The organism is Mesorhizobium sp. M8A.F.Ca.ET.207.01.1.1 (assembly GCF_004794715.1).
GTDB lineage: Bacteria > Pseudomonadota > Alphaproteobacteria > Rhizobiales > Rhizobiaceae > Mesorhizobium.
On record NZ_SRUS01000004.1, the window covers coordinates 423,459 to 447,719 of the forward strand.

20 protein-coding genes are annotated in these 24,261 nt (G+C 65.1%); 13 read left to right on the plus strand and 7 right to left on the minus strand.

All coding sequences use genetic code 11. The features are described 5' to 3' along the window. Window positions 1–40: 40 nt before the first annotated feature. Both EN850_RS14350 and EN850_RS14355 read left to right on the plus strand, forming a co-directional pair. Window positions 41–1,015 carry an aliphatic sulfonate ABC transporter substrate-binding protein gene (locus tag EN850_RS14350; RefSeq protein WP_246689208.1) on the plus strand — a complete coding sequence of 325 codons (975 nt, stop codon included), beginning with the start codon at window positions 41–43 and terminating at the stop codon, window positions 1,013–1,015. A gap of 78 nt (window positions 1,016–1,093) precedes the next feature. After that, window positions 1,094–2,590, plus strand: coding sequence for a sulfatase (locus tag EN850_RS14355; RefSeq protein ID WP_136091582.1), 1,497 nt, complete (start codon window positions 1,094–1,096; stop codon window positions 2,588–2,590). Between the two features lie 34 nt (window positions 2,591–2,624). Here EN850_RS14355 and EN850_RS14360 read toward each other — a convergent pair whose 3' ends face one another. Then, the gene (locus tag EN850_RS14360; RefSeq protein ID WP_136091583.1) at window positions 2,625–3,167 is read right to left on the minus strand and encodes a DUF6428 family protein; all 543 of its coding nucleotides are present in this window, start codon (window positions 3,165–3,167) and stop codon (window positions 2,625–2,627) included. Window positions 3,168–3,209: 42 nt separating this feature from the next. On the opposite strand from EN850_RS14360, the gene EN850_RS14365 reads away from it, so the two are divergent. The 7 genes from EN850_RS14365 to EN850_RS14395 all read left to right on the plus strand — a co-directional run bounded on the left by EN850_RS14365 (window position 3,210) and on the right by EN850_RS14395 (window position 9,157). Beyond that, window positions 3,210–3,563: a metalloregulator ArsR/SmtB family transcription factor gene (locus EN850_RS14365; protein ID WP_136091584.1), complete on the plus strand. Its 354-nt coding sequence runs from the start codon at window positions 3,210–3,212 to the stop codon at window positions 3,561–3,563. Beyond that, the gene (locus EN850_RS14370; RefSeq protein WP_136091585.1) at window positions 3,560–4,267 is read left to right on the plus strand and encodes an MIP/aquaporin family protein; all 708 of its coding nucleotides are present in this window, start codon (window positions 3,560–3,562) and stop codon (window positions 4,265–4,267) included. Before EN850_RS14365 ends, EN850_RS14370 begins: the two co-directional genes overlap by 4 nt. Next, window positions 4,264–4,677 carry an arsenate reductase (glutaredoxin) gene (gene arsC, locus EN850_RS14375; RefSeq protein ID WP_136091586.1) on the plus strand — a complete coding sequence of 138 codons (414 nt, stop codon included), beginning with the start codon at window positions 4,264–4,266 and terminating at the stop codon, window positions 4,675–4,677. The genes EN850_RS14370 and arsC overlap by 4 nt, the downstream gene beginning before the upstream one ends. Further along, on the plus strand, window positions 4,658–5,896 hold the full coding sequence (arsK, locus tag EN850_RS14380; RefSeq protein ID WP_246689209.1) for an arsenite efflux MFS transporter ArsK: 1,239 nt from the start codon (window positions 4,658–4,660) through the stop codon (window positions 5,894–5,896). Before arsC ends, arsK begins: the two co-directional genes overlap by 20 nt. A gap of 144 nt (window positions 5,897–6,040) precedes the next feature. Beyond that, window positions 6,041–6,922, plus strand: coding sequence for a DMT family transporter (locus EN850_RS14385; RefSeq protein ID WP_135916785.1), 882 nt, complete (start codon window positions 6,041–6,043; stop codon window positions 6,920–6,922). Window positions 6,923–7,019: 97 nt separating this feature from the next. After that, window positions 7,020–8,405, plus strand: coding sequence for a nodulation protein NfeD (locus tag EN850_RS14390; RefSeq protein ID WP_136091588.1), 1,386 nt, complete (start codon window positions 7,020–7,022; stop codon window positions 8,403–8,405). Beyond that, window positions 8,402–9,157 carry a slipin family protein gene (locus EN850_RS14395; protein ID WP_127278988.1) on the plus strand — a complete coding sequence of 252 codons (756 nt, stop codon included), beginning with the start codon at window positions 8,402–8,404 and terminating at the stop codon, window positions 9,155–9,157. The genes EN850_RS14390 and EN850_RS14395 overlap by 4 nt, the downstream gene beginning before the upstream one ends. A gap of 95 nt (window positions 9,158–9,252) precedes the next feature. On the opposite strand, the gene EN850_RS14400 is transcribed toward EN850_RS14395, so the two are convergent. Beyond that, the gene (locus EN850_RS14400; protein WP_136091589.1) at window positions 9,253–13,062 is read right to left on the minus strand and encodes an autotransporter domain-containing protein; all 3,810 of its coding nucleotides are present in this window, start codon (window positions 13,060–13,062) and stop codon (window positions 9,253–9,255) included. 206 nt (window positions 13,063–13,268) lie between these two features. Further along, window positions 13,269–14,243 (minus strand): AraC family transcriptional regulator, encoded by a 975-nt coding sequence (locus tag EN850_RS14405; RefSeq protein ID WP_246689210.1) that lies wholly within the window; start codon window positions 14,241–14,243, stop codon window positions 13,269–13,271. A gap of 238 nt (window positions 14,244–14,481) precedes the next feature. On the opposite strand from EN850_RS14405, the gene EN850_RS14410 reads away from it, so the two are divergent. Next, a complete protein-coding gene (locus tag EN850_RS14410) occupies window positions 14,482–15,567 on the plus strand; it encodes a helix-turn-helix transcriptional regulator (protein ID WP_246689211.1) in 1,086 nt (361 codons plus the stop codon). Between the two features lie 41 nt (window positions 15,568–15,608). Here EN850_RS14410 and EN850_RS14415 read toward each other — a convergent pair whose 3' ends face one another. Further along, a complete protein-coding gene (locus EN850_RS14415; protein ID WP_136091592.1) occupies window positions 15,609–16,538 on the minus strand; it encodes a LysR family transcriptional regulator in 930 nt (309 codons plus the stop codon). 98 nt (window positions 16,539–16,636) lie between these two features. On the opposite strand from EN850_RS14415, the gene EN850_RS14420 reads away from it, so the two are divergent. After that, complete coding sequence (locus EN850_RS14420) at window positions 16,637–17,647, plus strand: NAD(P)-dependent alcohol dehydrogenase (protein WP_135866062.1); 1,011 nt, start codon at window positions 16,637–16,639, stop codon at window positions 17,645–17,647. A 99-nt stretch (window positions 17,648–17,746) separates the two neighbouring features. Here EN850_RS14420 and EN850_RS14425 read toward each other — a convergent pair whose 3' ends face one another. From EN850_RS14425 to EN850_RS14435, 3 genes are read right to left on the minus strand one after another with little or no spacing between them, the layout of a single operon-like run. After that, window positions 17,747–20,122, minus strand: a complete 2,376-nt coding sequence (locus EN850_RS14425; RefSeq protein ID WP_246689212.1) for a xanthine dehydrogenase family protein molybdopterin-binding subunit — start codon at window positions 20,120–20,122, stop codon at window positions 17,747–17,749. Further along, complete coding sequence (locus EN850_RS14430) at window positions 20,119–21,102, minus strand: xanthine dehydrogenase family protein subunit M (RefSeq protein WP_136091593.1); 984 nt, start codon at window positions 21,100–21,102, stop codon at window positions 20,119–20,121. The genes EN850_RS14425 and EN850_RS14430 overlap by 4 nt, the downstream gene beginning before the upstream one ends. After that, complete coding sequence (locus EN850_RS14435; protein ID WP_127280642.1) at window positions 21,099–21,572, minus strand: (2Fe-2S)-binding protein; 474 nt, start codon at window positions 21,570–21,572, stop codon at window positions 21,099–21,101. Before EN850_RS14435 ends, EN850_RS14430 begins: the two co-directional genes overlap by 4 nt. A gap of 249 nt (window positions 21,573–21,821) precedes the next feature. On the opposite strand from EN850_RS14435, the gene EN850_RS14440 reads away from it, so the two are divergent. Both EN850_RS14440 and EN850_RS14445 read left to right on the plus strand, forming a co-directional pair. Continuing rightward, the gene (locus tag EN850_RS14440) at window positions 21,822–22,439 is read left to right on the plus strand and encodes a TetR/AcrR family transcriptional regulator (RefSeq protein WP_136091594.1); all 618 of its coding nucleotides are present in this window, start codon (window positions 21,822–21,824) and stop codon (window positions 22,437–22,439) included. A gap of 624 nt (window positions 22,440–23,063) precedes the next feature. Further along, window positions 23,064–24,260: an acyltransferase gene (locus tag EN850_RS14445; RefSeq protein ID WP_136091710.1), complete on the plus strand. Its 1,197-nt coding sequence runs from the start codon at window positions 23,064–23,066 to the stop codon at window positions 24,258–24,260. The last annotated feature ends 1 nt before the right edge of the window (window position 24,261 follow it).

The window sequence follows — 24,261 nt, forward strand, 5'->3', positions numbered from 1 at the left end:
GGCGGAAGCCGTTTAGCCCCAGTAACAGGAGGAGAGTAGCGTGACACTGACAAGACGGAATTTCATGGCATCCTCGGCGGCGCTGGCCGCGTTCGCCGCCTCTGGCATCAAGGCCAGGGCAGCGGGGACGCCGGCGCGCATCGGCTACAATGGCGACTTCTGGGGCGCGAGCATCTCCGGCGTGGCCGCCGATCAAGGCTTCTATGCCAAGCATGGCGTCGACGCCGACATCAAGGTCTTCACCAACGGGCCGATCCAGGTGCAGGCGCTGGGCGCCAACAGCCTCGAGTTCGGCTATCTCGGGCCAGGCGCGCTGTGGCTGCCGGCGACCGGCAAGGCCAAGATCATCGCCGTCAACGATGTCGGCTTTTCCGACCGGGTGATCGCGCAAGCCGGCATCAAGTCGATCGCCGAGCTCAAGGGCAAGAAGGTGGCGATCGCGGCCGGCACGTCAGGCGACATGCTGCTGCGGCTGGCGCTGCGCAAGGCCAACATGGCGATGACCGACCTCGACATCGTGCAGATGGACCCGAGCACCATCGTGGCGGCCTTCGCCTCCAAGCAGGTCGACGCGGCCGGCATCTGGTACCCGTTCGTCGGCATCATCAAGACGCGGGTTCCCGACCTGGTGGAACTGGCCAAGAACGACGATTTCTACCCGCAGACCACGTTCCCGAGCGTCTTCATCGCCCGCAACGATCTGGTCGAGGGCAATCCCGATCTCGTCAAGAATGTGGTCCGTGCCATCAAGGACGCGCAGGATTTCCGCGCCGCCAACCAGGACAAGGCGATCGAGATCACCTCGAAACTGCTTGGCATTCCGGCCGAACAATTGAAGACCGAGGCCGGCTACGGGCGTTTCATGACCTCGGCCGAGCTCACCAAGCTCACCAAGGACGGCAGCGTGAACGGCTGGTTCGCGACGATGAATGACCTGTTCAAGACCTTCGGCAAGCTCGAGACCTCGCTCGACCCGAAGGACTACTATCTCGGCGATCAATATATTTCGGCCTGATGCCGGCTCTTGAACACCGCGAGCCCCGGTAATCAGCCGGGGCCTGCCTTTGACATCCATAGAAGCGGCGAGTCCTTCATGAACGTTCTCTATATCGACATCGACAGCCTGAGGCGCGACCATCTCGGTTGCTACGGCTATCATCGCAACACCTCTCCCGTCATCGACAGCCTCGCCCGCGACGGCATCCGCTTCGAGAACGTCTATGTCTCCGACGTGCCCTGTCATCCGTCGCGCACGGCGCTGTGGAGCGGCCGCCACGGCATGCGCACCGGCGTGGTCGGCCATGGCGGCACCGCCTGCGAGCCGTTCCGCGAGGGCGCCGGGCGGGCCTGGGCCGGCACCTTCTACGAGGAGGGCTGGATGCGGGCGCTGCGCGATCTCGGCTACCACACGACGACGATCAGCAGTTTTGGCGAGCGGCATGGCTGCTGGCACTGGTATGCCGGCTTCAACGAGATCATCAATCCGGGCAAGGCCGGCATGGAGAATGCCGACGAGGTGTCGGGCCTGGCGCTCGACTGGCTGAAGCGCAATGGCTCGGCAAAAAAATGGTTCCTGCATGTCAATGTCTGGGATCCGCACACGCCCTATCGTGCGCCGGACTCCTTCGGCGATCCGTTCGCCGACCAGCCTTTGCCGGAGTGGATGACGAAAGAGGTGTTCGAGAAGAGCCATGCCGGCTACGGTCCGCACAGCCCGCAGGAGCCCTCCGGCTTCGACGTAACACCGGGCGGATCGAAATACCCGCGCATGCCGTCGCCGATCGACGACATGGGCAAGGTCAAGGCCTGGTTCGACGGCTATGACACCGGCGTGCTCTATGCCGATCACCATGTTGGTCTCATCGTCGAGGAGCTGAAGCGGCAGAACCTGTTCGACGACACGATCATCGTCATCGGCGCCGACCATGGCGAGAATCTCGGCGAGCTCAATGTCTGGGGCGACCACCAGACGGCCGACGAGTTCACCTGCAACGTGCCTCTGGTCATCCGCTGGCCTGGCGCCAAGGACATGCGCGGCGTCAATGCCGGCCTGCACTATCATTTCGACTGGGCCGCGACGCTGATCGACCGGCTGGGCGGCAGCGTGCCGGTGCTGTGGGACGGGCAATCCTTCGCGACCGCGCTTGCCGCCGGCGAGGAGGGTGGGCGCGATTTCCTGGTGCTGAGCCAGGGCGCATGGGCCGTGCAGCGCGGCGTGCGGTTCCGGCTCGACGGCGCCGACTGGCTGATGCTGCGCACCTACCATGACGGCTACAAGGACTTTGGGCCCGTCAGCCTGTTCAACCTCAGCGAGGATCCGCACGAGCAGCATGACCTTTCCAGCAGCCGGGGCGACGTGGTCGATCACGCCAGCCGCCTGCTCGAGGACTGGCGCACCACGATGGCCAGGAGAAGCGACAGCGATGTCGATCCGCTGGTGACGGTGATCAGGGAGGGCGGGCCATTCCATTGCCTTGGCGAGTTGCCGGGCTACCTCGAAAGGCTGCGCCGGACCGGCCGTGCGGCGGCCGCGTCCGAACTCGAGCAACGACACCCGGCACCGCCGCCACGCCGCCAGTCCCTGAACTGAGGGACGAAGCCTTCCTCGCTTGGTTGTGGGCGACTTATCGGCAGCAAGGCTGCGCCGAAGCGGAAGGCCCGCAACAGGCCTTGGCTTTTCTCTCTTCCTCCAGCCAACGGTCGCGCGGCTTGCAGCTTGCCGGCCGGGGCGAAAGGTCGACATGCACCGCGCCGCCGACGAGCCGGGGAAGGGCGGCCCGATACAGGGCGATCGGGCGCACGCCGTCGCTGACCTCGAAGGTCAGCCGGGCGGAAGGGTCGAGATCGACATGCTCCGTCACCTTGCGGATGATCGCCGAGAATTTTCCGGCCGGCATATGCGTGCGGTCCTCGTCGACGTCCCAGAGCTGGACGAAGATCTCGGCCCAGGATTCGGGATTGGCGCCGCAGTCCAGCGCGGCGAATGTGCCGGCCTTTACCTCGGTGACGTGGTAGCCGGGCTTCACCGGCCGGCCATCATGGAAAAACACCAGCTGCCTGTCCTTGTGGCCGGCGAGAAACGCCAGCAGGCCAGCGATGGTGATGTCCTCGGGATCACCGGCGATGGCGGGGGTGGGTTCAAATTCCCGATTGTCAGAGGTGAGCATGTGCGGTAATCCTCGTTTCAACATTTCTAGGATTGTTGAAATATGGATGAACGTCAAGCCCTGTCCGCATTCGCAGCCCTTTCGCAAGAAACACGACTGCGCATTCTGCGGCATCTGGTGATCGCGGGTCCGGATGGTATTGCCGCAGGCGCCATCGCCGAGAAGGTCGAGGTCTCGGCCTCGAATGTGAGCTTCCACCTGAAGGAGCTCGAACGGGCAGGGCTGGTAAGCGTGCGCCGTGATTCCCGCTCCATGGTCTATAGCGCCGAGTATGAAGCGCTGAGCGGGCTGATCCGCTTCCTGATGGAGGATTGCTGCTCCGGAAGGCCGGAAATCTGCGCGCCGGCACTGGCGCCGGGCTGCTGTGCGGCCGATGCGCAAGAGGCGGTCCAATGACAGTCGAGCGCCAGTTCGACCTGCCGCGCCGTCTGGTCGCGGAAAGCCTTGGCACGGCGCTGCTGGTGGCTACGGTTGTCGGTTCAGGGATCATGGCGCGGTCGCTGACGGCCGACGGCGCACTGGCGCTTCTCTGCAACACGCTGCCAACCGGTGCGAGCCTCGTCGTGCTGATCACAATCCTCGGCCCAATATCCGGTGCCCATTTCAATCCGGCCGTGTCGCTCGCCCTGACGTTTTCGCGCCGGCTGTCGGCCGGCGACTGCGCCTGGTATATGCTGGCCCAGCTTACCGGCGGCATTGTCGGCACGGTGATCGCGCATCTGATGTTCGGCCTGGCGCCGCTGGCGCTGTCGACGCATGGCCGCACCGGGGCCGCGCAATGGCTTTCGGAGGGCGTCGCGACCTTCGGCCTGCTCGCCGTCATCCTGGCCGGCTTGCGCTTCGAACGCGCGGCCGTGCCCTGGCTGGTCGGCCTCTATATCACGGCTGCCTACTGGTTCACCGCATCGACCTCCTTCGCCAATCCCGCGGTCACGGTGGCGAGGGCGTTCACCGACACGTATTCGGGAATCAGCCCGGCAAGCCTTCCCGGCTTCATCGCCGCCGAGGTCGCCGGCGCCGGCTTCGCGCTGGCGCTGATGACGTGGCTGCTGCAGCCGCAACCCGAAATCCAATCTCTTGCCGTCGAGGCCGCGCCATGACCGTAACGATCTACCACAATCCCGACTGCAGCACCTCGCGCAACACGCTTGCCATAATCAGGGCGAGCGGCGAGGAGCCGGTGGTCATCGAATATCTGAAGCATCCGCCCAGCCGGGACCGCCTGCGCCAGCTTATCGCCGCCATGGGAATTCCTGCGCGCGCCTTGCTGCGCGAAAAGGGCACGCCCTATGCCGAGCTTGGCCTGGCTGATCCCAAATGGAGCGACGAGCAGCTGCTCGATGCCATGCTGAGGCATCCGATCCTGATCAACCGGCCGATCGTCGAGACGCCAAAGGGGACGCGTCTGTGCCGGCCGTCCGAGCTTGTGCTCGACCTGCTTGACCATCCGGTGACCCACTTCACCAAGGAAGATGGCGAGGTGGTCACCGGTGACCGTGGCATCAAGTAATCGGGGCCTTTCTGAGCTCGATGCCTCGGAACGCGCGCCGATAGCCGCGATTGCCGCCCTTGGGGTCACCCAGATCATCGGCTACGGCACGCTCTATTACAGCTTCAGCATCCTCGCCGCCGACATGGCCAGGGATTTGGGATGGCCAACCGAATGGATTTTCGGCGCGCTTTCGGCCGCCTTGCTGATCGGTGGCCTGACCGCGCCCTGGCTGGGGCGCTGGATCGACCGCTTCGGCGCCGGAAAAATCATGACCGCCGGCTCGATGCTGGCAGCGGCGGCACTCGCCGGCTGCGCCAGTGCTCCCACCGCCGTGGCCTTCGTGGCGGCGCTGATCGTCCTCGAAGTGGCATCGAACCTGGTGCAGTACGGCGCCGCCTTCGCGCTGCTGGTGCAGATCAGGCCGCATGCCGCGCAACGCAGCATTACCTACCTCACCCTCATTGCCGGCTTCGCATCGACCGTGTTCTGGCCGATCACGTCGGCCCTGCACGCGCATATGCCGTGGCAGGGCGTCTATCTTGTCTTCGCCGGCCTGAACCTGCTTGTCTGCCTGCCGCTGCACGCCTGGCTCTCGCATGGGCTTGCCAAGGGCAGGCGGTCGGCAAGCGCGCCGCCACGGCATATCAAGGGATCGCTTCCCGCCACGTCGCGGCCGCTCGGCCTTGCGCTGATGGTCATTGCCTTCTCGCTGCAGAACCTGATCGCCGCCGCCGTGCTGGTGCATATGGTGCCGCTGCTTTCCGGGCTTGGCCTCGGCGCGGCCGCCGCCATCGTGGGAACGCTGTTCGGGCCGTCACAAGTCTTGAGCCGTTTCATCAACATGGTCTTCGGCGGCAAGCTGTCGCCATTGATGCTCGCCATCATCTCGGCCAGCCTGATGACAACCGGTGTGGTCGCGCTGGATAGCACCGCGCCTTCCATCGCCGGCGCGATGGCGTTCGCCGTCATCTTCGGCATGGGCAACGGGCTTTTCAGCATCGTCACCGGCTCGCTGCCGCTCACATTGTTCGGCAGCGATGGCTACGGCCGCCTGCAGGGCCGGGTGATGTCGGCCCGGCTGATCGTCTCGGCTGTCGCGCCTTTTGCCTTGTCGGTCGCCATCGTGCATATCGGCATCGCCTGGTCGCTCGGGGCGATGGCGCTTCTGGGCGGTGCCGCGCTGCTCGTCCTGGCGGCGATCCCGAGACTGACCAAGGCGCGCGGCGACCAGGCGTGATGTCCGACGGCGTTGCCCGCTGGCTCATGCCATCTGGCCGTGCCCTCATCGAGGCATCCGCGCTGCCTCACGACAGGCGGGCCGGTTCGCTCTATCTCCCATGCGGCCGGCCTTCGCGCCTGCCGGCATGGAGGATGAACCAAAGTGACATCAATGCCGGTTGCCAGCCGCGAGGCAGCACCCTTGCCGGTCGCGGCGCTGATGGGTGCCATGGTGTCGATCCAGATCGGCGCCACCTTCGCCAAGACGCTGTTCCCGGTGATCGGCGCGCAAGGCACGACGACGCTCAGGCTCGTCATCGGCGCCCTGATGCTGATCGCGGTGCTGCGGCCCTGGCAGATGCGGCCCTCGCGCGCCACTCTGCCGTGGCTCGTCGCCTATGGCGTCACGCTCTGCGCACTCAACCTTCTGTTCTACGCAGCGCTCGCCAGGATCCCGCTCGGCGTCGCGGTGGCGCTGGAGTTTTCCGGACCGCTGCTGGTGGCGACGCTGACCTCGCGGCGTGCCAGCGACTTTGCCTGGATCGCGCTGGCGGTCGCCGGCATCGTGCTTTTGTCGCCCTTCATCCACTCGCTGCAGCCGCTTGACCCGGTGGGCGTGATGCTGGCGCTGGCCGCCGGCGGTTTCTGGGCGCTCTATATCGTGCTGGCGCAGAAGGCAGGCGCGGAGCTCGGCACCCGCACCACAGCCTATGGCATGGCCATCGCCGCCGTGCTGGTGCTGCCCTTCGGCATAGCCGAGGCGGGAAGCGGCCTGCTCGCGCCGTCGATCCTGGTCAGCGCGCTGCTCGTCGGCCTGTTCTCCAGCGCGCTGCCGTTCTTCCTCGAGATGGTGGCGCTGACCCGCATGCCGGCCCGCATCTACGGCACGCTGACCTGCCTGGAACCAGGACTCGGCGCGCTGGCCGGGTTTCTGTTCCTGCGGGAGAGCCTGACCATGCCGCAACTGGCCGGCATCGCCGCCGTGATCGTCGCCGCCGCCGGCACGGCGCTGACCTCGAAGCCGCCGGTGCCTTCACCGGAGTAAGGGGGGCCGTCTCTTCGGCCGTCGCCGATCTGCGACGTCGGCTCCTTCATGGACTTCGCAAAAATACAACCCATATTGAGTCCATGGAGCTTTGAGCGTGACCTTCGCGCGGGTGGCCCTTCTTGCCGCGGCCTTCGTCGTCGCGGCTGTTCTTTGTCCCTTCTCCTCAGCCGGGAGCGAAAGGGTGGCCCTAAGCGTCGCCATTGACGGCGCCATCGGGCCGGCAAGCAGCAGGCAGCTCAAGGAAGCGCTCGATGCCGCGGCCAGGCGGGATGCCGCAGTCCTCATCCTGCAGCTCGACACGCCGGGCGGGCTGGTCACCTCGATGCGCGAGATGATCGCCGATATCCTGGCGTCGCCGGTGCCTGTCATCGGCTATGTCGCGCCGGCCGGCGGCCATGCGGCGAGCGCCGGCACCTATATCCTCTACGCCACCCATGTCGCTGCCATGGCGCCCGGCACCAATCTGGGTGCGGCGACGCCGGTGGAGATGGGCGGGCTGCCGTCGCTTCCGGGCGGCGACAAGAGCGACCAGAAGGGCGAGGGCGACCAGAAGGACGCCAACGGCCGGCCGGCGGGCGACGCGATGATGGCCAAGGTGACCAATGACGCGGTCGCCCTGATCCGCTCGCTGGCGGAACTGCGCGGCCGCAACGGCGACTGGGGCGAGAAGGCCGTGCGCGAAGCGGCGAGCCTGTCGGCCAATGCGGCATTGCAGGAACATGTGATCGATTTCGTCGCCCGCGATACCACCGAGCTCTTGCTGCTGGCCGATGGGCGCACCGTCGATGTGGCCGGCAAGAAAGTGGTGCTGGCGACGAAGGGGCTGCCGGTCGAGACGCTGAAGCCGGGCTGGTTCATCCAGCTGCTTTCCGTCATCACCGATCCGAACACCGCCGTCATCCTGATGCTGGTCGGCGTCTACGGCATCGTCTTCGAGTTCACCAGCCCGGGGGCCGTGGCGCCCGGCGTCGTCGGCACCATCTGCCTCGTGCTCGGCCTCTATGCGCTCGATCTCCTGCCGATCAACTATACCGGCCTTGCCCTGATGCTGCTCGGCGTCGTTTTCCTCATCATCGAGGCCTTCAATCCCACCGTCGTGCTCGGGCTCGGCGGCGTGGCCGCCTTTCTGTTCGGTGCCGCCATGCTGCTGCGGGTCGAGGGGCCGGGCTTTGCCTTGTCATGGGCGATCATCGGTCCCGCCGCCGCGCTGACCCTTGGATTGGCGCTGCTGAGCGGCACCTATCTCTGGGCGGCGCGCCGAAACCCGCCGCGCGTCGGCGGCGAAGCGATGCGCGGCCAGCCGGCCGAGATCCTCGACTGGCAGGGCGGCGAGGGCCATGTGCTGGCCTTGGGCGAGCGCTGGCGGGCGAAGGCCGATGAACCCGTCGCGGCCGGCGACAGCGTCGAGGTGACCGACATCAGCGACCTCGTGCTGACCGTGCGGCGGCGCGACGCGGGAAGGAATGGAGCAAGGCAATGAACATCGGCTATGTGGCCTACCTGCTGCTTGCGGTTCTTGTGGTCATCTTCCTGTCCGCGGCGATCCGCATCCTGCGGGAATATCAGCGCGGCGTGGTCTTCACGCTCGGCCGCTTCACCGGGGTCAAGGGGCCTGGCCTCATCATCCTTGTTCCCTTCGTCCAGCAGATGGTGAAGGTCGACCTGCGCGTGGTGGTGCAGGACGTGCCGCCGCAGGACGTGATTTCGCGCGACAACGTCTCGGTGAAGGTCAACGCCGTGCTTTATTTCCGCATCGTCGACGCCGAGCGGGCGGTCATCCAGGTCGAGGACTACATGGCAGCCACCAACCAGCTGGCGCAGACCACGCTGCGATCGGTGCTTGGCAAGCACGAGCTCGACGAGATGCTGGCCGAGCGCGACAGGCTCAACAGCGACATCCAGGAGATCCTCGACCAGCGCACCGATGCGTGGGGCATCAAGGTGTCCAATGTCGAGATCAAGCATGTCGACCTCAACGAGAACATGGTCCGCGCCATCGCCAAGCAGGCCGAGGCCGAGCGGCTACGGCGCGCCAAGGTGATCAATGCCGAAGGCGAGCAGCAGGCGGCGGCGAAACTGGTCGAGGCGGGCCGCATGCTGGCGGCCGAGCCGCAGGCCATGCAGCTGCGCTATTTCGAGGCCTTGCACGATATCGCCGGCGAGCGCTCGTCCACCGTCGTGTTCCCGCTGCCGGTGGATTTGCTCAGCCAGTTCCTGAAGCAGGGGAAATAGAGGAGAGCCAGAATCGGAACTGCCAATCTCGGTCTCGTGCGGGAGATTCCCCGTCTTCGCCCTTGCTGCCGCCAAATTGTCTGACCTCCTCGTTGTCAGAACCTGACGCTGAGATCTGCCTTGGCGCCGTTGTCGGCATTGTGGCCACCGAACTGGCCGACATAGGACAGGCCGAGCGTGGCATTGGTCGACATTTGCAAGTTGAAGCCGGCCTCGATCACCGCGCTGTCGCTGGCGACAGGCACGCCGGCGATGGCAAAAGCATCGCCGCCGGCGAAGGCGAAGGTCGAGGTCGGCGTGACGTCGCCAAAGGCGTGGCGCCATCCGAGCGTGCCGCGCGCGGTCGCGCTGATGCCGCCGAGCGCGACGTCGGTCGAGGCGCGCAGCCCGAGCGTGGTGAAGGTGGCATTGGTGGTTGAGCTGGCGCTGGTCAGCGCGGCGGCGCCACCTTGCTCGGTGAAGCCGTCAGCATGCACACTGACATAAGCGAGACTGGCGAAGGGCTCGAACTTGAAGCGGCCGACACCAGCCTTGTAAGCGAGTTCGCCGAACACCTGCGCCGTGCCGGCGTCATAGTCAGCCGACAATTGGTCGGCGAAGCTGTTGAAGGCCACCGAGCGTTTTGTCGAGATGCTGTTCCAGCTGTAGGCGGCGCCGGTGCGGAAGGCTATGGCGCCCCAATTGGTGCCGCCGTAGAGTCCGAGATGATAGTTGTCGCTGGCGCCGCTGGAATGGCGGTCGTCGGCGTCGAAGGACGAATGGCTGTAGCCGCCGATGATGCCGACGCGCCAGTCGCCGATCGGGCTGTCGGCGCCGACCAGGAGGCCGCCGGTCGAGCGATCGAAGTTGGCTGCATTGCCGTCGCTGCCGGTTTGACCCCAGGAGCCGAAGGCCTGGCCCCAGACGGCGAAGCGGTCGGTGTCGGCGGCCACCATCCCGGGCCCGCCCTCGCCATAGGCCATGACCGGCAATGCGGCTGCGCCGGCATCGCCGAAGGCTGCGCTGATTCGCTTGGTGGCGGCGTCGCGGATGAAACGGCTGTCTTCCAGCAACATTCCCTTGGCCGAGGCGTGGATTTCGCCCGAGAGCTGGTCGAAGGCGTCCTGGGCGGCCGCCTCACTCGGCAAGGCAAAGATGGCATCAAAGAGCGGATTGCCGCTGCCAAGGCTTTCGGCGCCGCCGCCGGTTGCGATCTGGTTGGGCGTCAGGCCGACCGAGGCGAAGGACTTCGCCTGCACCACATCGAGATAGACATGCGTGGGGTCGTAATTGGCGATAAGGCCAATGAAGGGGCCGGCCCCGCTGAGCGTGTAGGTGCCGGTGACGCCCGCATCGGCTTGCAGCACGGTGTAATGCGTGCCCGGCACATAAGGCGCGGCGTCCGTCTTGACGACATCGAGGACCGTGCCGTCGGCGATCGTCGCCGTGCCCGTCGCCAGGATGAGGTCCGACTGGCCGGTCGAGGTGAGTTCGACCTGGTAGATCGAGCCCGCCGCCTGGTCGATGTCGCCCGCGACATTGAGCGTGCCGATCGAATTGCCCGGTGCGATGACGCCGCCTGATTGTGCGACGATGCCGCCAACCGTGCCGTTGCCACCTAGCATTCCGCCCGTGATCGTCACCAGCGAACTGGCCAGCGAACCGTTCACGGCCAGCCGTCCGCCGTTCACATTGGTTGCACCGGTGAAGCCGCTCGAATTGGCGGTCAGGTTCGTCGTGCCGGCAATCTGGTCGATCGAGCCCGCGCCGCCGATCGCCGATGCGAAGGTGTAGCTTGTGTCGGTGTGGTTGAAGTTGATCGCACCCGCGCCTTGTCCGAACTGAACGCTCGCCGCATTGAGCGCGCCGGCCGCCGCCGCTGGCGATCCGCTCGCTGCACCGATATTCAGCGTGCCGACGGAGCCCGCCAGAAGGGCGATGTTGACCACGCCGCCGGCCGACACCACGCCGCCATTCGCGATCGTCAGTGAGCCTGTGCCACTACCTCCAATGTTGAGATCACCGCCACTGGTCCACGTCGAGCCGGAGCCGCTGACGTTGGCGGTACCGATGGATCCGCCATTAAAGCCCAAATAGCCATCGGCATTGGCGACCGAGCCGCCGTTCGAGACGATCAATGAACCGGTTCCGCGCTGACCGACAATAAGGAGGCTGCTGCTCGTCCAGGTTGAGCCCGCGCCGCTGACCATTGCCGAACCCGTCGATCCGACATCAAAACCCAGATAACCAGCAGCGTCGGTGACCATGCCGCCGTTTGAAATCGCCAGCGTGCCGGCGCCGTAACCGCCGAGAACGAGGGAAGAACTGTTTGTCCAGGTCGCGCCGACGCCATCAACAAACGCCATGCCCGTCGAGCCCACCTTCGCGCCAATAATCGCAGAGCCGTTGCTGACCACGCCATGCGAGATCGCCAGCGTGCCGGTGCCATAATCGCCGACAAACAGATCCGCGCTGTTGGTCCAGGTCGAGCCGGCGTTGTCGACAATCACCGTGCCGGTCGAGCCCGCCTGCGAGCCAATGACGCCAGTACCGCTGCTGACCGTGCTGCCATGCGAGATCACCAGTGTGCCCGTGCCGGCACTTCCGACGAACAGGTCTGCGTTCGTCCAGGTCGAACCGGCACCGTCGACGAAAACCATGCCGGTCGAGCCTGGCGAGTTGCCGACATAGGCGGTGTCGTTGCTGATGGCGCCGCCATTGGTGATCGTCACGTTGCCGGCGCCGAGATTGCCGACATACAGATCCGCGCTGTTGGTCCAGGTCGAGCCGGGACCATCGACGAAGACGGTGCCTGTCGAGCCCGCGAAGTCGCCGACATAGCCCAAGGCGTTGCTGACCGCGCCGCCATTCGAGACCGTTAGCGAGCCCTGGCCTTGGAAGCCGATGAAGAGGTCGGAAGTGTTGGTCCAGGTCGAGTCAGCACCATTGACCGTCACCAGGCCCTTGGAGCCCACGTCATAGCCGGCATAACCCACCGAACTGGTGACCGCGCCGCCATTCGTGATCGTCAGCGCGCCGAAGCCCGCGTTCCCGACCGCGAGCGCTGCGTTTGCCCAGGTCGAGCCAGCACCGTCGACAGTTGCCGTGCCAATGGAGCCCGCCAAATTGCCCAGAATGCCGCTCAGATTGCTGACCTTGCCGCCTTTCGAAATGTTCAGCGCACCAGTGCCCTGATCGCCGATGAACAGGTGGGAAGAATTCGTCCATATCGAACCCGCTCCGTCGACCGTCACCGCGCCGTTGGAGCCCGCGTGCCAACCGATGGTGCCCATGGCATTGCTGACCGCTCCGCCATTGGTGATGTCCAGCGTGCCGGTGCCAAATTCGGCGATGTAGAGATCCCCACTGTTGGTCCATGTCGAGCCCGGGCCGTCCACCGTTACGGTGCCGGAGCCCAGGCCGTAGCCGACATGACCCACGGTGTCGCTCACAGCGCCGCCGCTGGAGATCTTCAAGGTGCCAGTGCTGCCGGTGCTCAAGGCAAGGAAAAGGTCGGAGCTGTTGCTCCAGACGGAGCCCGGGCCAGTGACGCTCACGGTGCCGCTCGCGTTCGAAACGTAGCCGAGATAGCCGGCAGTGTCGGAGAGGGTGCCGCCGTTCGTAATCGTCAGCGAGCCCGTGTAACTCGCAATGGTGCCCACAAACAGATAGTGGGCGGCCGCACTCGCCGCATCGACCACGGCCGGGTGCGGAAACACCGGATCGAGAATCACGTCGTCGCTCGATGTCGGGACAGCGGCGGGGTTCCAGTTTCCGGCGGCGAACCAGTTCGTGGAGGCGGCGCCGGTCCAGACCTCGGCTGCCGATGCAGGGATCGGCTGGCCAAGGCCGACCAGCGCAGTCGAGGCCAGCGCCAGGCATTTCAACGCGTTAGCCTTGCGGCCTCCAAATGCATTCCGCGGCATTTAACCCCCTGACATGACAGTCGTTTCACCCTGAAGGCTGACATGTCATTGGAGCCCGGCCTTGTCTTGGGCAGGGCGGCACTGGAATTGGACTGGAGCGAAAAGCAGCGTCTTTTGCGCGCACTGTGGCAGTTCGGCGTCATCGGTCGCGCAGGCGCTGCGGATTCGGCCTCGCACAGGCTGATATCGGACCGAAAGGTGCAAACTTATCTGGCGCTTGTCGGCGTATAGCCGAAGCGGCGACGAAAGCAGCGGTTGAAGTACGATACGTCGCTGAATCCGCTTGTCAGGGCGATGTCACTGACCCGCATGTCGCTGTGTTTGTGCGAGAGCATCCTGTGGGCGCTCTGCAAACGCGGTTCGAGAACGCGTTCGGAGAAGCTCATTCCCGTCTCCTGAAGGAGGTCGTGGACGTAGCGCACCGACAGGCCGAGTTGTTGCGCCACACTTTGGGCGGAGATGCCGGGATCGATAAAATCCTCGGCGATCCTTGCCAGGACGGCCTCCAGCCTGGCAGCGCGCAGGCCTCGAAGCCCGGCCAGTTCGGCAGCCCGACCTTTCGCGCCGGTCGCCAGGCCGATCAGATCCACGATCGTGTCCGTCGCGTGCGTGATCAGATCCGCCGAGGCAAGTGGGCTGCCGCTTTCAAGAAGCAGGCAATAGCGTTTGAGAAGATCGAGGGCTTCGCTGTCGGCGCCGATCTTCAACCCCAGCCTGTCATCGATCTGCGGGAAGGCACGCAGGAGGATCGCGCGTGGGATCACCACATTCGTCCAGGCATTGCTGTCGGCATAGGTCATTTTCAGAGCTTCCGATGCAGTGACGAGCACGGCCTCTCCCTGACCGACGGCATATTCGCGGCCGACCTGTACCCCTGACAACACGGTGTCGGCCTTGTTGATCAGCAACAGATAACCGTCATTGGCGATGTTGCTCGCTTTCCTTGTCGCCTGCTCGATGGTTCCGGACATCTGGCCGAGAACCACTGAACCGACAGCCGTGGCCTCGATGGACGCTTCGAAGGGCAGGTTTTCCGGACTGCCGTGTTCGACCGACAATATTTCCGCGACATGGATGTTTTGCCACAGGGAAAATCGTTCGCGTTCGTCAAGATGCGGTGACAACCGCGCCGATGAAAACACCGTCTTTCGAGACAATGGGGAACCTCGACAAGTATCCACGGCTTAAAAAATATCGAACGCGATGCTTTCCGTTGCGACAATAACCGGCAACAGTGGCGGCCCGGCGTTCAGGCGATCAAGTTGAACCCATAGTCGAGAGCGGCCGCGACTGGCGTCATCCAAAAGTATGACGTCACAAATTCCTCCGAGGCGAGATCGGGGCGTGCCTGGAGGTGTGGTGGAAAGGCTGAGCAGCGAAGTCCTGAGTTCGATTATCGGCGATATCTATGATTGCGTCTTGAACCCGGAAGGCTGGGCCGGAGTCATGACCCGCGTCACGAAAGCCGTCGACGCGGCCTACACCACCATCGCCCTTGCCGGCACCGCCCATAATAGCGGCCGCTTCGCGGCTCAATCGCCTTGGGATCCCGTGCAGATGCGGGTGCTAGAGGAGGACTATGACTTTGATGGAATTCCCGGACTGAAGGCAGCGGTGGTCGGCGATGTCGACCGGCCGGTTGCGACGCTGTCGCTCATGAGCGAAAGCGAACTCCAGCTGACGCCGTTTTTTCAGAACTGGGCCAAACCGCAGGGACTGCGCGAGGCTTGCATCACCAAATTCGTTCATACGCCGGACCGAATCGGGCTTCTGGGCTGCACCACGCGCGCCAGCAGGGGAGGTATTTCGATCGAAGAGCAGCATTTCCTGGCATTGCTCTCGCCGCATCTGCGCCGTGCTTCGCTGATCGGAGATCTGCTCGACCAGGGCCGCTTCACCACCCATCTTTATCGCCAGGCGCTCGATCATCTGGCTGTGCCTGTCGTGCTTACCCACGCCAACGGAGCAATCCTCCATGCGAATGCGGCCGCCGAACAGATGTTTTCGGTGCAGGGTCCCATTCTCTCCAGGAACGGCGTGCTCCAGGCACAGAATCCGGTGGTGGCCCGCGCCCTGCTGGACGCGATCGCCAGTGCGGCGAGCGCGGATGCTTCGCTTGGCGCGCGCGGCATAGGGCTGCCGGTTTCGGCCCAGGGCCAGCCGCCCGCCGTTGCCTATGTGTTGCCGCTGACTGAAGGAACGGCGCGCGCGGTTTTCCGGCCGGCATGCGCGGCAGTGTTCATATCGACGACGACATCGGCTTCTCCCCTCCCGGAGGCCGTTCTGACCACGCTGTTCGACCTCACACCCGCGGAGGCGCGGGTGCTGCTGCGGATCGGCGGCGGATTGTCAGCGTCCAAGAGCGCGTTGTCGCTCGGCATCGGTGAGAACACCTTGAAGACCCACCTCAATCGAATCTTCGCCAAAACCGGCACCAGACGCCAAGCCGACCTCGTCAAACTCGTGTCGGACATCGGCACGCCGCTGGCGGCTCACGGACCCTGAAGGCGGAGCGCGTAGTCTCTACCGCCAGCGGGTCAGAGGCTTTACCGCCGCCAGGGCGGCTCCGGCGCGAAGCGCTTGCCGATCCAGTCGGCGAAGGCGCGGGTCTTGGCGGCTTTTCCCTTGGCCGAGGGCGTGACGACATAGACCGCGCCTTCGTCCGCCAGCGTCCACTCCTCCAGCACGGATACCAGCCGGCCATCGGCGAGTTCGCGGCCGACCAGCCAGTCGGTGCTCATCATCAGGCCGATGCCTTGCACGGCGGCCTGGACCAGCACCTCGGCATCGTCGGTGACCAACGGCCCCGAAACCTCGACGCGCGCGCGCCGGCCCTCACGGTCGGTCATCTCCCAGGCCGGAAAGGTCTGGAAGCCCGAGAAGCCCAGGCAGGAATGGTCGAGCAGCGCTTGCGGCGTCTCCGGCCGGCCCCTGCGGGCGAGATAGGAGGGAGCGGCGCAGAGCAGCCGGCGCCGCGTCGCCACCTTGCGTGCCACCAGGCGTGAATCCTCCAGGCTGCCCAGCCGCACGGCGACATCGAAATTCTCGGCGACCAGATCGGTGAAGCGGTTGGAGAATTCAGCCTCGATGCGGACATCGGGAAATTCGGCAAGGAATTGAGGCAGCAGCGGCCCGATCCACATGCGCCCGAACGTGCCGGGCAGCGCCAGCCTGAGCAGGCCGCGCGGGCCGCCCCTGGCATGCGCGGACGCGACGGCCTCGGCCTCGTCGACGGATGCGAGGATGGCGCGCACACGCACCAGGAATTCGGCACCCGCTTCGGTCAGCGACACGCTGCGCGTCGTGCGCGAGAGCAGCCTCACCCCCAGCCGCGCCTCCAGCGACTGCAGGCGCCGCGACAGGATGGTCGCGTCGCGCCCGACACGGGCCGCCGCCCTGGTGAAGGAACGCGCCCCGGCGATGGCGGCGAAGGCAGCCATCTCGGCAAGGGCCGCGGGTTCGTGGGATTGCTGCATTATTCACAGTTCTCAATTGCAGAAAACAAGGATTATCCAGAGATAGCGCAGCAAATAGGTTCACTCAATCCATCAAATCGTTCCACCGGAGTGAAATCATGAAAGCCATCGAACTCAGCCAGCCCAGGTTGGACGCCTTCCGCGCCGCCACCGTTGCAACTCCCGAACCGCAGCGCGGCGAGGTGCTGATCCGCCAGCGTGCGGCGAGCCTCAATTTCGTCGATGTGGCGGTGGCGAGCGGCAACTATCCCGGGCCGAGCTTCCCGCTCATCCCCGTCGCCGACGCCGCCGGCGAGATCGTCGCGCTGGGCGAGGGCGTTACGAGGCTCGCCATCGGCGATCGCGTCGTCGCGCATGCCAAGCCGCGCTGGATCGGCGGGCCGCCGCGGCCCTACGAGATGACGCAGATGCGCGGTGTTTCGCTGCCCGGATCGCTGGCGGAATATGTCGCGCTGCCGGCAAATTCGGTGGTGCCGGTCCCGGCGCATCTGTCCTTCGAGGCGGCCTCGACGCTGCCGATCGCCGGCACCACCGCCTGGAACGCCATTCGCGCCGCCAATGTCGGTCCGGGCTCGGTCGTCGTGCTGCTTGGCACTGGCGGCGTCTCGATCTTCACTCTGCAGCTGGCGAAAGCCGCCGGCGCCACCGTCATCATCACCTCGTCGTCGGACGAAAAGCTGGAGCGGGCAAAGGCGCTCGGCGCCGATCATCTCATCAACTACCGCGCGACATCAGACTGGGACGGCAAGGTGCTGGAACTGACCGATGGCCGCGGCGCCGATCTTGTCGTCGAGACCGGCGGCACCGCCACCTTCGCCCGCGCCGTCAACGCCACCGCGCCCGGCGGCACGCTGTTCACTATCGGCTTCGTCACCGGCGCCGAAGCCACGATCAACCTGCTGCCGATCATCATCAAGGCGCTGAAGGTGACCGGCAACAACACCGGATCGGTGTCCGATCTTTTCGACGCCGCCAGGGCCATCGGCGCGGCCCGGATCGAGCCGGTGGTCGACAAGGTGTTTTCACCTGATCAAGCGACCGAAGCCTACGCCCACATGGCCGCCGGCGGCCTGCATTTCGGCAAGCTGGCGTTCGCATTGGAATGGTGAAGCTGCAGATCTCCCCCCTCGAGGGGGAGATGGCCGGCAGGCCAGAGGGGGTCGGTTCGACTGGGCGCGACTTTCTTGCGACGATCGGAGGTTAGCGCTTCACGCGAGACGACCCCCTCTGTCGCCTTCGGCGACATCTCCCCCTCGAGGGGGGAGATTACGCGCTTGGATCAGCTTCTCCAGCGTGATCGGCAGATCCCTGATCCGCTTTCCCGTCGCGTGGAACACCGCATTGGCGATGGCCGGCGCCATGCCGACGATCGCCAGTTCGCCGACGCCCTTGCCGCCGAGTACCGAGGAATGCAGGTCGGGGATGCCGACCGAGATCACCTCAATGTCGGGGATGTCGGCATTGGTGGGGACGAGATAGTCGGCGAGGTTGTTGTTGACGATGCGGCCGTGGCGGCGGTCGACGATGCCTTCTTCGAGCAGCGCCTGGCCGATGCCCATGATGATGCCGCCCTTCCATTGGCTTTCGGCCAGCTTCGGATTGTAGAGCCGGCCCGAATCCAGCGCCGAAACCACGCGCGACACGCGCACCGTGCCGAAATCCTCGTCGACGCGCACCTCGACGAAATGCGCGCACCAGGAGTGGCGGGAATAGTCGCCCTCGGTGTGCGGCAGCGCCATGGCGATGGTGGTGTAGTTCTTGTAGCGGTCTTCCGCCGTCGAATTGGCGGGCATGGTGTCGCCCGTCGCCTCGATGCGGTCGCGGCCGACGCTTTTGAGCAGGTCGGCGATCGAGACATCGGGGCCGTCGCCGCGTGGCGCGGTGATGCGGCCATTGGCGACGACCAAAGTGTTGGCCTGCAGCGCGTGGAAGGGCGAGCGCGGATCGCCGATCGCCAGACCGATCAGCTGGTCGAGCGCCGAGGACGCCGCCTTGTAGACCGCGCCGGTCATCACGCCGGCCAGCCGTGAGCCCCCGGAGACGCCGGCACGGGCAAAGCGGGAGTCCCCCAGTTTCACCACGACGTCGTCGGCGGCTACGCCAACCGTCTCGGCGGCGGTCTGCGCCAGGATGGTGTAGGTGCCCTGACCCATGTCGATCGAGGAGCTTTCGACCTCGACCGAGCCGTCGGCCAGGATGCGCACGACCGCCTCGCCATAGGCGCGCCGCACCGGATAAGTGCCTGCGGCCACACCCCAGCCGATCAGATAGTTGCCGTCGCGCATCGAGCGTGGCTCGGGCGTGCGCCTGGCCCAGCCGAAGCGTTCGGCGCCTGCCGCAAAAGCCTCGCGCAACTGCCTGGTCGACCAGGCTTTTTTGGCATGCGGATCCTGCTCGGCGTAGTTGCGCAGCCGGATTTCCAGCGGATCGATGCCGACCTCGTAGGCGAGTTCGTCGATGGCGCTTTCGATGCCGAAGGCCGACGGGTTTTCGCCCGGCGCGCGCATGGCGCCCGGCACCACCGAATTCACCCTTACGACATTCTGCCTGGAGGAGAAGTTCGGCGTCGCGTACATGATCGAGGTGACCGAGCCCAGCGGCTCGACCCACATGCCGTCGATCGACGTTTCGTTGACGCCGCGATGCACGATCGACTGGATCAGGCCGTCACGGCCGGCGCCGATCGTCACCGTCTGGCGGGTCGCGGCGCGGCCACCATAGCCGGTGAAGGTCTGTGCCCGCGTCATCACCAGCCGCACCGGCCGGCCAAGCATTTTGGCGGCACTTGCGGCAATCGCGCCATGGCTCAGCGCCAGCGCCTTGGAGCCGAAGCCGCCACCGACATAGGGCGACACCAGCCGGACATTCTCGAACGGCACGGCGAACCATTCGGCATAGGTGCGCGCCATGCCGTCCAGCCACTGGCTCGGCTCCCACACGGTGAGGTGGTCGCCTTCCCAGCGGGCGATCAGGCCATGCGGCTCCATCGGCGCCTGGTATTCGCGCGGTGTGTTGTAGGCGGCGCAGATCCGTACCGGGGCCGAGGCGAAGGCGGCCTGGGCGTCGCCCCACTCCTTGGTCATGGCATCGATCGCAATGCCGTCGCCGGCCTTGCCGTCGCTGAGGTCGACGATGGCAGGCGTCTCGTCGTAGCTGATCTTGACCATCGCCGCGGCGGTCATGGCCTGCTCGAAGGTCTCGGCGACGACGGCCGCGACATGCTGGCCCGAAAAGGTGATGTCGCGCGCCAGCGGGCAGTAGGGCCTGTCGGGCGGCGGCGTGCCGAACCAGTCCGAGGCGGTTCTCAGGCTGATGATGGTGTCCGGCGTCAGCACCTTGAGCACGCCCGGTGCCGCCTCGGCCGCCTTGCTGTCGATGGCGCGCACCTTGCCGGATGCGATCGTGCTTTCGACCAGCACGGCATAGGCGAGCCCTTCGAGCTGCTGCTCGACGGCGTATTTGGCCGCACCCGTGATCTTGGCCGGGCCATCGACACGCGACAGCCGGCCGCCGACCGCGTCCGCGCCGCCGTCGGACGCATCGCCCCGTTTCGATTCACCAACTCTGATGTCGTGAACGGTCATGCCGTTTCTCCCATCTTGAGAATAGCCCGTGCGACGACGCGCGGCGCGAGCTCGATCTTGTAGTGGTTGGCGCCATGGTCGACAGCGCCTTCGACGGCGAGCAGGCTGGCGGCGCGAACAGCTTCCGGCTCCAGCACCTTGCCTTTCAAGGCGTCTTCCACGGCGCGCGCCCGCCAGGGTTTGGTGGCGACACCACCGAGCGCGACGCGCAGGTCGCGGATGGTGCGTCCGTCAGCTTCCAGTTCGAGGCCGACGGCTGCACTGGCGGCGGCGAACTCGTAGGACTGCCGGTCGCGGACCTTCAGATAAGTCGAACGCCGGACGGCCGCGGAGGAGGGGATTTCGATGGCGGTGATCATCTCGCCCGGCTCGATCGCGTGTTCCTTGCCCGGCGTCGTGCCGGGCAGCAGGAAAAAGTCATCGACCGGCATGCGCCGATCGCCGAGATGAACTGTTGCATCGAAAGCGACAAGCGCCGTGGCGAGATCGCCGGGATACATGGCGATGCAGGCCTCGCTGGTGCCAAGCACGGCATGGCCCCTGGTGACACCGCCGATCGCCGAACAGCCGCTGCCTGGTTCGCGCTTGTTGCAGGCGGCAAAACTCGAGGGATCGCGGAAATAGGGGCAGCGCGTGCGCTGCATGAGATTGCCGCCAATGGTCGCCATGTTGCGGATCTGCGCCGAAGCAGCTTGCCACAGCGCCTCCGAGATGGCGGGGAAGCGGCCCTTGATGTCCGCGTGGTCGGCGACATGGCTCATCGTCGCGAGCGCGCCGATGATGGCGCCGCGCTCGTCGATCTCGATCCGGTCCAGCCCGTCGAGATGGGTGATGTCGACCAGCGTGTCTGGTTCGGCGACGCCGCATTTGGCGAGGTCGATCAGCGTGGTGCCGCCGGCGAGCAGCATGGCGCCGGGGAGCGCGGCCGTCTGGCGGGCGGCGTCGGCCGAGGTGGCGCGAAGGTAGGAAAAATCCCTCATGACGCGGCCTCCAACGCTGCCTGGCGCACGGCGGCGACGATGTGCGGATAAGCGCCGCAGCGGCAGAGATTGCCGGCCATGTATTCGCGGATTTCCTCATCCGATCCGGCATGGCCCTCGCGGATGCAGGCCACCGCCGACATGATCTGGCCTGACGTGCAATAGCCGCACTGGAAGGCGTCCTGTTCGAGGAAGGCAGCCTGCACGGGATGCAGTTCGCCCTCCCGTGCAAGCCCCTCTATGGTGGTGATGGTGCGGCCTTCGGCCTGGGCTGCCAGCATCAGGCAGGCCAGCACGCGCTCGCCGTCGACATGGACGGTGCAGGCACCGCACTGGCCGTGGTCGCAGCCCTTCTTGGTGCCGGTCAGGCCGAGCCTGTCACGCAAGGCATCGAGCAGCGTGACTCGCGGTTCGAGCTGCAACTCGTGATGCCGGCCGTTGATATCGAGATGGACGGGGATTTTCGTCATGGGCGTCTGGCTCCAGTTGCTTGACGCTGAGGGAATGAATTGGCGCTTTGGAAGGGAAGGGCAAGGTCAGGCGACAGCCAACCTACCGCGGGTGAGGAAGCTGACAGCTTGCGGCTTCGAAAGACGTGACATACCGGGCTCCCTGATTATATGATAAAGGTGCTCCACTAAAACGGAGGCGCCTCCGTTTATTTACGTGGGGGCTGGCCAGGCATGGTTCAAGCCCCCATATCCCTGGTGGAGAAAAAATTGGCTTTTGAGCCCGTCACAAACGTCGACCAAAAACCCGCCGCCGCCGACAAGCCGTTGCGCGCGGATGCGCAACGCAACCGCGACCGCCTGGTCGAGATGGCGGCTTCGGTCTTCGCCGAGCGCGGCATCGACGCCTCGCTGGAGGAGATCGCCCGGCGCGCCGGCGTCGGCATCGGCACGCTCTACCGCCATTTCCCTACGCGCGAGCATCTGGTCGAGGTGGTCTATCGCCGCGAGGTGGAGGGGTTGTGCGCAGCGGCTGGCGAGCTTGCGGTAAAACATCCCTCGGATGTCGCGCTGGAAGAATGGATGCGCCGCTTCGTCGATTATATCGCCACCAAGCGCGGCCTGGCGACCAGCCTGCGCATCCTTCTCACCACCAATTCGACGCTGTTTTCCGACACGTCGGGACGAGTGTCGCAGGCGCTGCGGCAACTGGTGGATGCGGCGGTCGCCGACGGCACCATCCGCGGCGACGTCGATGCCTCCGACGTGCTGCACGCGCTGGGCGGCATCTACTCGGCACCCGACACCCCTGAATGGCGCGACCGCTCGCGCCGGCTGGTCAAGCTGTTGATGGATGGCTTGCGGTTCGGGGCTGTAAAGGCGGGATGAAGAGGCGCCTGGACTGCACTAGGCGCGCAAGTCCCGACCTTCGATTCCGAACGGTGATTGGCTATGCTGCGCCGCAAAAGACCAATTATTTCGTATAATTCTCGGTCTAATTTTGCTATAAATCGCATATTGAAAATATAATTTTCGATGATTTGTAGAAAAATCTGGATGTTTTTCCCGAGATGCAACCGGTAATATGTGTGGCTTTACCCGAACAACCTCATGCACTTCGCACGATTAACGGCCTCTTTGGCGTTAGCGGCAAAATCAGGGCGGTTTTTAGTCGGTTTTTAGGCCCTCGCTTCACAAAACTATTTCAGCACGGTAAATCTTTTGTGTTGCGCCGCACCATTGCGCGGAAGCACTCATTGGCCAAATGGAAACGCGCGGCGAGGGTTCCGTCAAGTTGACCAACTTGAGCTTTCCGCTGGCAGATATGCGATATCGGACCCGTCCCGGGCGGGCTCGTGGAGCGTGGATTTTGCATTGTCGGCGCTTTGGCGAACATAAGCGCCGGCAAGGATGCGGGTCGTCCGTTGCGAACCCCTTTGACTCTCGAAGCCGGGAATTCGTGGGGATGCCCCGGCAGCCTCATCAGAGATGTTCCGCCGGAGGAAGCGGCTGATGGGAAACTCTCGCGATACCCAGCTGGACGGATTGAGGGCCATCGCCGTCACGTTGGTGCTGTATTCCCATTTCTTCGCGGCGGGAGGCTCTTCTTTCTGGGGCCACATCGGCGTGCGGCTGTTCTTCGTGCTGAGCGGCTTTCTCATCACGCGCCTTCTCCTGGAAGCGCGTTCGGCGGCTGAATTTGAGGCCGCGCCCGCGCTGAGATCCTTCTACATCAGGCGGGCACTGCGAATATTCCCGCCCTATTTTGCCGTGCTGGGCGTCGTCTGGATGGTTGACCTGGAGCATTCCAGGGGATCGCTGATCTGGCATGCGCTTTACCTGTCGAATTTCTGGTACGCGCTGCGCAATGACTGGTCGCCCTGGCTGCTCTGCCATTTCTGGAGCCTGAGCATCGAGGAGCAGTTCTATATCGCCTGGCCGCTGGTCGTCTTGCTGGCGCCACGCCGCCGCCTCGAGGCGATCTGCATCGGCGTCATCGTGCTGTCATTGTCGTATCGCTTTTACTGGCCGATCACTGGAACCCCCGCGCTGGCGCGCGATCTGCTTCCACCGGCTTCCATGGACGCGCTCGCCTCGGGTGCGTGGCTTGCCGTCTACCGAACCAGGGCCACCGTCTTGCCACAGTGGTTACGGCTTGGCTGGCCGGCGCTCGCGGTCGCGTTTTTCGCCCTGCAGTGGTTTGCTCCGGCGCCGCCGGACACTGTCCAGGAATGGGGCCGCTGGCTGCTGTCGCAAATCCTTCCGCTCGGGCCTCTCGTGATGATCGTCGCGAGTTGTTCTCGAGGCCATCGGGGGTACCGGGGCTGGCTTCTCGAACTGCCGCCGCTCACCGCCCTTGGCCGCGTCAGCTATGGCGTCTATCTGTACCACCCCATACTCCTGTCGTTGGCCGTCAAGTCCCAGCCGTGGATCCCCGTCAACGTCTCGGAGCAGGGGGCGGGTCGGTTCCTGGTTGCAGGAACGGCCACCCTTATCCTGGCGTCGTTATCGTGGCTGGTTTTCGAAAAGCCGCTCAACAGCTTCAAGCGCTACTTTCCCTATGTCGCGCCAGGAGCTGGCACGCGCATCCGGGCCCGCGCCGACACGACCGACGCCGGATGGCCCAGAGGCGCGGCAGGGGCTTATCCCGGTGGATTGCTCGATGGCCGCGAGGCGGCAGGCGATCTTCAACGAACGGATCGGAGCTGAC

What these genes read in the sequence shown, in the direction of transcription:
- EN850_RS14355 (WP_136091582.1), top strand. Translation starts at nt 1,094, where the DNA reads ATGAACGTTCTCTATATCGACATCGACAGCCTGAGGCGCGACCATCTC.
- EN850_RS14360 (WP_136091583.1), bottom strand. Translation starts at nt 3,167, where the DNA reads ATGCTCACCTCTGACAATCGGGAATTTGAACCCACCCCCGCCATCGCC.
- EN850_RS14365 (WP_136091584.1), top strand. Translation starts at nt 3,210, where the DNA reads ATGGATGAACGTCAAGCCCTGTCCGCATTCGCAGCCCTTTCGCAAGAA.
- EN850_RS14370 (WP_136091585.1), top strand. Translation starts at nt 3,560, where the DNA reads ATGACAGTCGAGCGCCAGTTCGACCTGCCGCGCCGTCTGGTCGCGGAA.
- arsC (WP_136091586.1), top strand. Translation starts at nt 4,264, where the DNA reads ATGACCGTAACGATCTACCACAATCCCGACTGCAGCACCTCGCGCAAC.
- EN850_RS14395 (WP_127278988.1), top strand. Translation starts at nt 8,402, where the DNA reads ATGAACATCGGCTATGTGGCCTACCTGCTGCTTGCGGTTCTTGTGGTC.
- EN850_RS14400 (WP_136091589.1), bottom strand. Translation starts at nt 13,062, where the DNA reads ATGCCGCGGAATGCATTTGGAGGCCGCAAGGCTAACGCGTTGAAATGC.
- EN850_RS14415 (WP_136091592.1), bottom strand. Translation starts at nt 16,538, where the DNA reads ATGCAGCAATCCCACGAACCCGCGGCCCTTGCCGAGATGGCTGCCTTC.
- EN850_RS14420 (WP_135866062.1), top strand. Translation starts at nt 16,637, where the DNA reads ATGAAAGCCATCGAACTCAGCCAGCCCAGGTTGGACGCCTTCCGCGCC.
- EN850_RS14425 (WP_246689212.1), bottom strand. Translation starts at nt 20,122, where the DNA reads ATGACCGTTCACGACATCAGAGTTGGTGAATCGAAACGGGGCGATGCG.
- EN850_RS14430 (WP_136091593.1), bottom strand. Translation starts at nt 21,102, where the DNA reads ATGAGGGATTTTTCCTACCTTCGCGCCACCTCGGCCGACGCCGCCCGC.
- EN850_RS14435 (WP_127280642.1), bottom strand. Translation starts at nt 21,572, where the DNA reads ATGACGAAAATCCCCGTCCATCTCGATATCAACGGCCGGCATCACGAG.
- EN850_RS14445 (WP_136091710.1), top strand. Translation starts at nt 23,064, where the DNA reads ATGGGAAACTCTCGCGATACCCAGCTGGACGGATTGAGGGCCATCGCC.